This is a genomic window from Acidovorax sp. GW458-11-26-14-TSB4 (assembly GCF_059423865.1).
In genome coordinates this window covers 340,765-351,043 of sequence record NZ_JBWKYR010000006.1, presented here as the reverse complement: position 1 = coordinate 351,043, position 10,279 = coordinate 340,765, and the positions used below count along the sequence as shown (strand labels likewise).

The 10,279-nt window shown below is 66.8% G+C and carries 12 protein-coding genes and 1 riboswitch; of the genes, 7 read left to right on the top strand and 5 right to left on the bottom strand.

Features of this window, described 5'->3' with window-relative positions; genetic code table 11:
- The first annotated feature begins 291 nt into the window (after positions 1–291).
- The 3 genes from AC07X5_RS15920 to AC07X5_RS15910 all read left to right on the top strand — a co-directional run bounded on the left by AC07X5_RS15920 (position 292) and on the right by AC07X5_RS15910 (position 2,301).
- Positions 292–1,365: a peptidase associated/transthyretin-like domain-containing protein gene (locus AC07X5_RS15920; protein WP_494770953.1), complete on the top strand. Its 1,074-nt coding sequence runs from the start codon at positions 292–294 to the stop codon at positions 1,363–1,365.
- A 191-nt stretch (positions 1,366–1,556) separates the two neighbouring features.
- Positions 1,557–1,733: a hypothetical protein gene (locus AC07X5_RS15915; RefSeq protein ID WP_184860808.1), complete on the top strand. Its 177-nt coding sequence runs from the start codon at positions 1,557–1,559 to the stop codon at positions 1,731–1,733.
- A 112-nt stretch (positions 1,734–1,845) separates the two neighbouring features.
- Positions 1,846–2,301 (top strand): ABC transporter substrate-binding protein, encoded by a 456-nt coding sequence (locus tag AC07X5_RS15910; RefSeq protein ID WP_494770952.1) that lies wholly within the window; start codon positions 1,846–1,848, stop codon positions 2,299–2,301.
- A 68-nt stretch (positions 2,302–2,369) separates the two neighbouring features.
- Here the strand turns inward: AC07X5_RS15910 and AC07X5_RS15905 are convergent, their stop codons facing one another.
- The 4 genes from AC07X5_RS15905 to AC07X5_RS15890 form a co-directional block, all read right to left on the bottom strand.
- Complete coding sequence (locus tag AC07X5_RS15905; RefSeq protein ID WP_409961160.1) at positions 2,370–2,909, bottom strand: Rrf2 family transcriptional regulator; 540 nt, start codon at positions 2,907–2,909, stop codon at positions 2,370–2,372.
- Between the two features lie 74 nt (positions 2,910–2,983).
- Entirely contained in the window at positions 2,984–3,457 is a 474-nt protein-coding gene (locus tag AC07X5_RS15900) for a hypothetical protein (protein ID WP_494770951.1), read from the bottom strand.
- A 249-nt stretch (positions 3,458–3,706) separates the two neighbouring features.
- Positions 3,707–4,054, bottom strand: coding sequence for a hypothetical protein (locus AC07X5_RS15895; protein WP_494770950.1), 348 nt, complete (start codon positions 4,052–4,054; stop codon positions 3,707–3,709).
- A 76-nt stretch (positions 4,055–4,130) separates the two neighbouring features.
- The gene (locus AC07X5_RS15890; protein WP_494770949.1) at positions 4,131–5,315 is read right to left on the bottom strand and encodes an esterase-like activity of phytase family protein; all 1,185 of its coding nucleotides are present in this window, start codon (positions 5,313–5,315) and stop codon (positions 4,131–4,133) included.
- A gap of 148 nt (positions 5,316–5,463) precedes the next feature.
- On the opposite strand from AC07X5_RS15890, the gene AC07X5_RS15885 reads away from it, so the two are divergent.
- Both AC07X5_RS15885 and AC07X5_RS15880 read left to right on the top strand, forming a co-directional pair.
- A complete protein-coding gene (locus tag AC07X5_RS15885) occupies positions 5,464–6,027 on the top strand; it encodes a TFIIB-type zinc ribbon-containing protein (protein WP_494770948.1) in 564 nt (187 codons plus the stop codon).
- A gap of 103 nt (positions 6,028–6,130) precedes the next feature.
- Positions 6,131–6,234, top strand: a riboswitch (TPP riboswitch).
- Positions 6,235–6,343: 109 nt separating this feature from the next.
- Positions 6,344–7,627: a purine-cytosine permease family protein gene (locus AC07X5_RS15880; RefSeq protein WP_494770947.1), complete on the top strand. Its 1,284-nt coding sequence runs from the start codon at positions 6,344–6,346 to the stop codon at positions 7,625–7,627.
- Here AC07X5_RS15880 and thiD read toward each other — a convergent pair whose 3' ends face one another.
- On the bottom strand, positions 7,628–8,482 hold the full coding sequence (thiD, locus tag AC07X5_RS15875) for a bifunctional hydroxymethylpyrimidine kinase/phosphomethylpyrimidine kinase (RefSeq protein ID WP_494770946.1): 855 nt from the start codon (positions 8,480–8,482) through the stop codon (positions 7,628–7,630).
- Positions 8,483–8,955: 473 nt separating this feature from the next.
- Here thiD and thiO point away from each other — a divergent pair, with 473 nt between their 5' ends.
- Positions 8,956–10,077 carry a glycine oxidase ThiO gene (gene thiO, locus AC07X5_RS15870; protein ID WP_494770945.1) on the top strand — a complete coding sequence of 374 codons (1,122 nt, stop codon included), beginning with the start codon at positions 8,956–8,958 and terminating at the stop codon, positions 10,075–10,077.
- On the top strand, positions 10,074–10,271 hold the full coding sequence (gene thiS, locus AC07X5_RS15865) for a sulfur carrier protein ThiS (protein WP_409959266.1): 198 nt from the start codon (positions 10,074–10,076) through the stop codon (positions 10,269–10,271). The genes thiO and thiS overlap by 4 nt, the downstream gene beginning before the upstream one ends.
- The last annotated feature ends 8 nt before the right edge of the window (positions 10,272–10,279 follow it).

Below are 10,279 nucleotides of genomic sequence, written 5' to 3'. Positions count from 1 at the left end.
TCGCCTTTCTTTGGGGTACCTTTCTTTGGCGACGCAAAGAAAGGTACCTCGGCCGCCGGGCCGAGACCCGGCTCCCGCCCTCAAACCAGGCGAGGCCCAACCACCGACCAAGCCATTCCCACGACGCACCGACAGCGCTTCATTTCAACCACGACACAAACTACATATACAAAACTTACAGGCTGGCGAGACACTGTGCACACAGTCACCCAGACAGCCAGTCCAAGGCAGCGCAGTTCGGGTGAATGAGTGAATGATTTCCTTCTTCCACCAGAACCAGCAGGCAAGCCCATGAACAACAACGCCCTCTACCACGACGACACCACCGCCCACCACCACGGCCTCCAGCACGACCTCCAAACCCTGACCCGCCAGGCCGCCACGCGCCGCAACGCCCTGCGCTGGCTGGCCGTGGGCAGCATGGCCCCCTTGTCCCTGCTCTCGGGCAACAGCATGGCCGACACGGCCAGCGACACCAGCACCGTGCTCAACTGGGCCCAGTCCACCTACCCGCAGTGGTTCCCGGCCAGCTCGGTCGTGGCGCAGAGCAACGCCAACTTCATCTTCCGCTTCTACCCCACCACCGACAATTATCTGGGCGTGAGCCTGCAGGATTCCAACCTGTATGCCTATGGGCGCGAAACCGGCTACGCCTTCCTGAACCTCGGCCCGCTCTCGCACTGGGTGAGCCTGGCCGCGGGCGGCGCCACCAGCCAGACCTGCAGCATCATCCCGCAGGAGACGGCCGGCCCCTACCCCGGCGATGGCACCAACAGCAACCAGTCGGGCGTGGCCAATGCGCTCACGCTCTCGGGCATCGTGCGCAGCGACATCCGCCCCAGCATCGGCGGCGCCACGGGCATCGCGGCCGGCATCCCGCTGCGCGTGGAGCTGGAACTGGTCAACACCGCGTCAAGCTGCTCCACGCTATCGGGCTATGCGATCTACCTGTGGCATTGCACACGCGACGGCCTGTATTCGATGTATTCGAACGGCGTCACCAACGAAAACTACCTGCGCGGCGTGCAGGAGACCAGCGCCTCGGGGTTGGCCACCTTCCAGTCCATCTTCCCGGGCTGCTATTCGGGCCGCATGCCGCACATCCATTTCGAGGTGTACCGCAACCTGGCCAGCGCCACGCGCGGTTCCAATTCCATCCGCACCTCGCAGATGGCCTTCCCCACGGCCGTGTGCCAGCAGGTCTACACCACCGATGGCTACAGCGCCAGCGTGCGCAACCTCTCGCAGATCTCGTTCGCCACCGACAACGTGTTCAGCGACGGTGTCTCGCTGCAGACCGCCACGGTGACGGGTGACAACGCCAGCGGCTACGTGGCCAGGTTGCGCGTGGGCGTGAGCGGCTGAAGCCCGCCATTCCGTCCGTCCCTTTCTCTGAATCCCTCCCTTGGGTGCTTCCGGCTAGCCGGGGCACCCTTTTTTCTTCGTGCCAGGAACGTGCGAACTAGCGCGGTCACACTACAGCGACACCGCCCCTCGGCCTACAGCGTGCCCAGCTGCACGCGCCCAGAATGTGCCCACGACACTTGGAGCCGACCATGAGCGCCATCGCATACAAGGACACCTACCAGCTGGTCTTCGACCGGCTCACCGAGCAGGACTCGACCACTGCGGAGCGCACGGCACGGCTGCTCGCGCAGGTCATCGACCACCTGGAGCAGCGCCGGGAGCTGGACCGCCAGGAGATCGAGGAGATGGTCCACAAGCTGGGTTGAGGGCCGAACGCGGATGGGTATCCATGCGCCGCCAATGCCTTTGGTGGCGCAGGGCCAAGGGCTGGTTCAGTAGCATGTTCCATCACCTTCACCCCAAGGACCAGGACTCCCCATGAACGCATCGCTTCGCACCACCTCCGCCGTCATCGCGCTGGCCATCGCCTCCCTGGCAGTTCCCACGCTCGCCCACGCCAAGCGCATGGGCGGCAGCAAGCCTGCCGCGGCACGCCCCGCGCCAGCGCCCGCAGCCCCGGCCGCGACCGTTGCGCCCAAGGCACCCGCAACGCCCAGCACGCCGACAGCAGCAACCGCAGCCCCAGCTGCAGCGGCCCCTGCCGCAGCGGCGGCGCCCGCAGCACGCCCCGGCATCGGCTCCACCCTGGGCGCGGCCGCAGTAGGCGGCGTGGCTGGCGCCATGGTGGGCAGCGCCATCGCAGGCCCGTCGAGCGCAGACAAGGATGCCAAGGCCAAGGAAGCCGAGGCCGCCGAGAAGGAAGCCAAGGAGCTGCAGCGCAAGGCCGACGAGGCCAAGGCCAAGGCAGAAGCGGCACGCGCCGCCGCCAAGTAAGCAGGCCGCCTAGGCCGCCTAGGCCGCCTGCCCGTGCGGGTCTGCCGGGCCCGCAGCGCTACCGGCGTCTATTCGAGCGCCCGGGAAGCGCCCAAGGCAAAGACAGAGTTGGGCACCCCCTCCCGGGGCAGCTGCGGCTGGGGCTTGGCCCGCTTGGCAGCGCTGATTTTCTCCATCACCGTCACCGGTGGACGGCTCTCGACAGGGGCCTGCTGGCTCACCAGTTCGGCCACGGACACCGAGGCCAGGTATTCCATCACGGAGTGGTTGAAGGCGGCCCAGAGGTCTGCCGTCATGGCGCCTTGCGAGCTGCTCATGGCGTCGGCCGTCCGCCCGGCCCCGCCGGGCTTGCCGACCTCGGAGGCCAGCACGATGTCGGCCACCGAGATATCGCGCGCGCCCCGGGCCAGGGTGTAGCCACCCCCAGGGCCCCGCGTGCTGGCCACCAGCCCCGCCTGGCGCAGGCCGCTGAACAGCACCTCCAGGTAGGACACGGAAATTTCGTACCGCTCGCTCAGGGCGGACAGCGCCACCGGGCTGCCCACGGAACGGGACGCCAGGTCCACGATGGCGACGACGGCAAATTTGCTACGGGTGGTCAGGCGCATGGCGGCTACTCCGAAAGTGGGGTTGGGGGTGTTTCGCGAGCACCCGGTCGTTGTTCTTGTTCAAGCTTCTTCTTTCAGGCATCGGCGCAGCCCTTTTGCACCACCCGCAGCAGCAACTGCATCCAGCCCGCCTGGCTCCAATCAAGTGCCTCCAGCACGGATGCCGCAGGCGCCCGGCCGTTGGCCACATCCACGTCGAAGGTGCCGTCGGCCCTGTCGGCCGCGACCTGCACGACCGAACCGAGCAAGGGGATCGACAGCGGCGCCTGGGGCCCGCCGGGGCCATCGACATCGATGCGCAGTACACAGCCGGGCAGCAGCCGGTAGCTCCAGCGGCGCTCGGGGTGGGCCTCGGACCCCAGCGTGTTCATGTGCGCCAGGCGCTGGGCCTGGGTCATGCCAAACGGGTCCGACACCGGTGCGTCCTGCTTGGGGTAGCCGTCCATGCAGGCGGCACCCAGGGCAATGGCAGCCGCTGCGAAGGCGAACCGCCAGCGCGGCCAGACTGCGCGCGTCCTCGGAGCAATCAGCCAGGAGAACTCGGTCACGATGGCGTCCCGGACAGGTCAAGCCCTGGACAGGGGGTATGGGCGATTTCCATGGTGGATTTCAGGGGCCATAGGCCATGGCGCTCCGGTGCGGGCAGCGCCAAGGGGCCAGCGGCGTTTGATTCAAGGCAAAGGGATTGCGCAACAGCCAGGTGCGCGCGGCTTGGGGCTGCCCAGGGGGCAAAGCAGTGAAAAAACCACTTCGGATGCACCGAAGGAGGAGCCGGCCGTAGGCTGGATGAGCGATCCTCAGGCGAGGATGCCTGGAGCCCTTGGCGGCTTGTGCGGTGGCGCAACGGCCACGGAAGGCGTGCGCACCAGGGCGAGCGAGATCAGGCTTTCGGTCGCCGCGGCTGCGGCATCGGCCAGCGTCCTGGGCTGGAGCAGGTCTGGAAAGTCCTGCCGGTCATCGAGCAGGGCATGGTCGTCGGCGTCGGAATTGGCGCCGGGGGCGTCGTGCCCCGGTGCGGACTGGCTCAGTGCCGCGAGGTCCTTCTGCGGCTCGAACGACGGCAGGGGTTTGCTGGAACCGACGACGGAAATCCCCACGCACAGCAGAAAGTGCAGGAGGAAGACGGCGACAAGGCTCCGGAACATGGTGGCCAATTATAGGCAGCATGGCGGGCCTTCCGGGCCCGCCATGCGTTCACATCGCAATCGGCTTTGACCGGGATCAAGGAAGCACTTCAAATACCAGGTACTGGTTGCGATCGGTGCCCGAATCGGCCGTGGGGAAGTTGTCGTCGGCCACCACCACGAGCGAGTCGCGCCCGTTGGCAAGCTTGGGGCCAAAGGTGATGCCTTCCAGATTGGCAATGCCGCCCAACTGGCCCTTCAGGGTTTCAAAGTCCAGCACCAGGCGCTTGGTCACCGGCGTGTAGGCAGCGCCGGCCAGCGCATTCGTGGTCAGCACATTGGTGGCGTTGGCGGTATTGATCTCGTACAGGCGCGCTTGGTTGCCCACCACACCGACCGAGAAGCTGCGCTCCAGCACCAGAAAGCGCGTGGAACTCAGGGCCAGGATCTCGGTGGCGCCGCTGACCGTAAACTGGTCTGCCGGCACGGGCACGGCCTGCACCTTGTCCACGGGGTAGGCATACTGCGCCACGGCGGCGCCGGTGCTGCGGTCGAACATGGTGATGCGTGAGACGCTGCCAGCCGTGGTGGTCGATGCCGGGCCATCCTGCAGCAGTGCGCCTTCCATCAGCACGGCGGCGCGGTTGTTGTCGGGCGTGAAGGCGATGCCTTCGAAGGCCAGGTTGCCACGCGGACCCGTATTGTCAGCCGACATGCGGAACATCGCGGGGATCTGGTACTCGCGCACATGCGTGCCGTCGGGGCGCACCTCGCGGATGAACGGGTCGATGATGCGCGCAGCGCTCGTGCCCGAGGCCAGCGTGCGGTCGCCCTCGCTGACCCAGACGTAGTTGCCCGTGGCGCGGTCGATGCGCACCGATTCGGGGTCGGCCACCAGCGGATCGGGCACCTTGGGGTACACCGCGCCGCCTGGTTGCTTCATGCTGAAGGTCGACAGGAACTGCACGCCGCTGAAACTGCTGGTGTCATAGTTCAGGCGCACGGTGTACATGCGCGGCGCATTGGCCGAATCGGTCGTCGTGCGGTCGTCCGACAGCAGGATGAACTGGTTGCTCTTGTCGTCGTAGTCGATGCCCGAGATGCCGCCGACCACCGTGCCCTGGTACTCCATGCGGCGCGGCAGGATCTGCTGGCCGATGAGGCGCAGCGAGCCGACGCTGCGCTCGCCGTTGTTGTTGTCATCGCTGCCGCCACAGGCGGCGAGCAGTGCGGTGGCGGCGCATACCGCGCCCAGCGTCCAGATGCTGCGAAGAACTGTCATTGTGGTTTTCTCCCCGTGAGTGAAGCCGGGTAGTCTAGGGAGGGCATGTGACAGAACGGAGACCTTCCAATGTCATGCAACTGGCCCACCCTCGCCGTTTGCGAGGGGTCACCAATGGTAAATTTGCTTCATCAACCCGAGGACCCCAGTGCCGTTACTGAAACTTTCTTGCGCCAATTGCTCGGCACCACTTGAGATTGGAGAGAATCTGAAGCGCTTTGCATGCAGCTACTGCGGTACCGAGCAGATCGTGGAGCGTTCTGGCGGCATCGTCTGGCTGAGGAAGGTGGAGACAGCCATCCGGGCTGTGCAGAAGGGCACGGACCGCACAGCGGCAGAACTGGCACTGGTGCGCCTGGACCGGGAACTCGCCGATGCCCAAGAGAACAAGGCAGCGTTGATCCACTCAGCGGACGAGAAGCCGGGGAAAGCCCGCGCCTATCGCACCGTGGTTTTTTTTCTCTCCCTTGTAGCTGGCATCTTCCTGTTTCCCATCTTCCTTGTCCTCGCGTTCGGCGAAAAGCTCCACGGTGGCCATTATTTCTTCTGGGCGCTTGCAGTCACAGCCGGTCCTATAGCGGTCTATCAGTCGTTCAAGATCCCTCCACCAGACGATATCGAACGGGATTTAATAGACATCAATGCCCGCATCGATCAGATTGAAAAAGACATTGCCCAGAATCGCATCATTCTGAATGCCCCACCCACGTAACCGCGTCCCGGATGCATTCCGCCATCCTTGTTGGACTGCTTACGCCTCGCGGCCCGCATCGTGCGGGCCGTTTTACTTCCGGGTGGAGTCCAGCGATAGAATTGTGATTCGCTAGGGGTGTCGGCCTGCGCAAGCAGGGCCGACTGAGAGAGTCCCTTTGAACCTGATTGAGATCATCCTCGCGCAGGGAAGCAGTTTGCATATGCCACACCTGGCGCCCTGCCCTCATGCCCATGTGAGAGGCCTGCGCGTTGGGGGCCAGCCGATACGCTGCTGACCCTGCTCTGTCGTTTTTTGAACGGAGAGCCCAACCGCCATGTCAGCCCACGTTTCCACTTCCGCCGCCCCTGCCAACGAGGCACTGGCCCCGGTCAGCCCCGAGCACCGCGTCTTCCAATGGCATGACCATGCCTCGCTCTGGTTCAGCCTGGGCGTGGGCCTGCTGGTCATGCAGGTGGGCAGCTACCTCATGCCCGCCCTGGGCACCAAAGAAGCGCTGATCGCCATCGTCGCCGGCTCCATCGTGGGTGCCGGCCTGCTGGGCTGGGTGGCCAAGCTCGGCTGCGACAGCGGGCTGGCCAGTGCCGGGCTGATGCACGCGGTCTATGGCCGCACCTTTGCCAGCCTGCCCATCATCCTGAACATCGTGCAGCTCGTGGGCTGGGGCACGTTCGAGCTGGTGGTGATGAGCGAGGCCACGGTCGCCATAGGCCGCCAGTCGGGCAGCATGGCGGGCAGCCAGTGGCCGGTGCTGGCCACGCTGCTGTGGGGCAGCGTGGTGGTGCTGCTGATCAGTGCATCGATGGTGCAGCTGGTGCGCAAGCTGATCGCGCGCGTGGCGCTGCCGTTGGTGGTGCTGTCGCTGCTGTGGCTGAGCTGGCAGTTCCTGTCGCTGGCCCATGCCCAGGGCTTCGAGCAGTTGTGGAACCGCCCTGGTGCCGGCGGCATGGGTGTGCTGCCCGCGCTGGACCTGGTGATCGCCATGCCGATCTCGTGGCTGCCGCTGGTCGCCGACTATGCCCGCCACGGCCGCAATGGTGGGGCCGCGCTGCGCGGCACCTGGCTGGGCTATGCGCTGGCCAACATGTGGTGCTACACGCTCGGCGTGCTCGTGGCCCTGACCTTGCCGAGCAAGGACCTGGTGCAGGCCCTGCTGCTGGCCCAGGGCGGGCTGATCGCGCTGTCGCTGATCCTGATCGACGAGGTGGACAACGCCTACGGCGATGCCTATTCGGGCGCCGTGTCGGCTCACAGCCTGCTGCCGCGCTGGGGCGTGCGCCGCTGGGGCATGGTGATGGCCGCAGGCTGCACCGCGCTGGCGCTGGTGCTGCCCATGCACAGCCTGGAGCCCTTCCTGCTGCTGCTCAGCTCGGTGTTCGTGCCCCTGTTCGGCGTGATCCTCGGCCGCCTGGCCTTTGGAACCAATGCCCCAGCACTGCTGCAGCGCGCCCCCCAGGTCAACTGGCTGCCCGTGGCTATCTGGCTCGTGGGCATCGCGGTGTACCACGTCGCGCCGCGGGTGCTGCCGGGCGCGGGCTCCGCCCTTCCAGCGCTGGTATTCAGCTTCGTTCTGGCCTGGGCCACACGGCCCAAATTCTGATCAGAACACCCGCTGCGCCACCGGCGCATAGCCATGGTTCAGCGGGCCATGGCCGCCACCGGTGACCACCTGAGCCCCCGCGGCAATCGCGCCCAGGATGTAGGCGCGGGCGCCTTCCACTGCCTGCTGCAGCGGCAGCCCCAGGGCCAGGTGCGCGGCGATGGCGGACGACAGCGTGCAGCCCGTGCCATGGCCATTGTGCGTGGCGATGCGGGCCGACTGCAGGCGGTGGCCGGCCTGGCCAGACGCGGTGGCCAGCACATCCACCACCCAGTCGCCGGGCAGGTGGCCACCCTTGAGCAGAGCCGCGCGCGCACCCAGGCCCAGCAGATCCTGCGAGGCCTGCTCCAGGTCGTCGAGGCCCGCCAGCGTGCGGCCCAGCAGCCAGCCCGCTTCGTCGAGATTGGGCGTGATCACCTCCGCCAGCGGAAACAGTTCCTGCACCAGCACGCCCACGGTCTCCTGCGCGATCAGGCGGTCGCCGCTGGTGGCGACCATCACCGGGTCGAGCACCACATGGGGCAGGCGGTATTCGCGAATGGCGTTGGCCACCACGCGCACCACCTCGGGCGAGTGCAGCATGCCGATCTTCACGGCGTCCACCCCGATGTCCTGCACCACGGCGTCGATCTGGGCCTTGAGCATCTCGGGCGGGATGCCGTGGATGCCCATCACGCCGCGCGTGTTCTGCGCCGTGATGGCGGTGATGGCGGTCATGCCGTAGCAGCCCAGCGCGGCAAAGGTCTTGAGGTCGGCCTGGATGCCCGCGCCGCCCCCGCTGTCGGAGCCGGCGATCGAGAGCACGCGTGCGTAACGCGGGGCGGTGGAAAGCCCTTGGGTGGAGGCAGAAGTCATAGGGCGGAAATTATCCTTGATCCGACGGTTGAAAGCGCCCGAAGGTGCCGTGATCGGCGCGCCAGGCAAGGCGCGAGGACGCAGTGCACCGCTGTGCGCAAGGAGGAGGAAAGCGGCATGGCGTGGCGAGCACGGTGCCATCGGGTGCTTAGCGGCGTCACCACGCTCGGGGATCGGAGAGCAGGCAAAGCCGCTTTCGGTCATGCGGCGACCGAGAATAAATAAGCGGTCAACCATCGGATCGAGGATCATCTTCATGACCTGGGTCAGGGCAGGCGAAGGCCGATGTGCTGTAATTGCGGTTCACGGACGAAACAGGGGTGTCCCGCCCAAGCGGCGCGCGACTGAGAAAATACCCTGGGGCTGCACAGCCCCGCTACCCGATCCAGATCATGCTGGCGTGGGGAGTTTCCACAGCGACGGCAAGCAGCAGCAGCCATCCCGTTTTGTCCACCTGCAGTACAGCTGGACGCATGACTCCTTCTTCCTCCTCGTCGTTTGCCATCCTGGGCGCCGGCCTCATGGGCCGACTGCTGGCCGTGGAACTGGCACGCCAGGGCCACAGCGTGGACATCTACGACGCAGCCGGCCCGGCCGCCGAGCAATCGGCCGCCACCGTGGCCGCCGCCATGCTGGCGCCCCTGGCCGAGTCGGCCGTGACCGAGCCGGGCGTGGTGCGCATGGGCCAGCACGCGCTCACGCGCTGGCCGCAGTTGCTGGCACAACTGGCCCAACCCGTTTTCTTCCAGCAGCAGGGCACGCTCATCGTGTGGCACCGACAGGATGCGGGCGAAGCCCAGCGCCTGACCAGCCAATTGCAGGCCAACCACCGAACCATCCCCGAGTTGCCCCCTCTGGAGGTGCTCGATGGCACCCGCCTGGCCGCGGTGGAGCCCGCCCTGGCCGGCCGATTTGCCAAGGGCCTGTACCTGCCCGGTGAAGGCCAGCTCGACAACCGCCAACTGCTGGCCGCCCTGCTGCACGAGATGCAGCGCCTGGGCGTGCGCACCCACTGGCACGCGCTGCGCCACCCCGATGCCTTCCAGCCCGGGGAGCCCGGCCAGCCCGATTGGGTGCTGGACTGCCGCGGCCTGGGCGCACGCGACCCCTGGCGTGCCCTGCGCGGGGTGCGCGGCGAGGTGGTGCGCGTGCATGCGCCCGAGGTCGCGCTGCAACGCCCCACGCGCCTTGTGCACCCGCGCTACCCGATCTACATCGCACCCAAGGAAGACCACCTGTTCGTGATCGGCGCGACCGAGATCGAGTCCGACGACCTCTCGCCCGCCAGCGTGCGCTCCACGCTGGAGCTGCTGAGCGCGGCCTATGCCGTGCACAGCGGCTTTGCCGAGGCGCGCATCGTCGAGGTGGCCACGCAGTGCCGCCCCACCCTGCCCGACAACCTGCCCGCCATCCGCCATTTGCGCCCCGGCGTGCTCGAAGTCAACGGCCTGTACCGCCACGGCTTCATGATCGCCCCGGCCATGCTGGACGTGGTGCTGGAGCTGTTGGGATCCGGGCAGTCCACCCTCGCGCCCCGGTTCGACCTGAATCTGCAATGGCGGCAGCCCGAAGCTGCCGCCGCATCTCTGCCATGAACGTTTCCATCAACCAGACCCCCCACGATCTGCCCGAAGGTGCCACCGTCCTTGACGCCGTGGCCGCCATCGCCGCGCGCCCGCCGTTCGCCGTGGCGGTGAACACCGTCTTCGTACCCAACAGCCGCTATGCGGCCCAGGCCTTGCAGCCCGGCGACAAGGTCGAAGTGATCTCTCCCGTGACCGGAGGCTAACCCCTGCC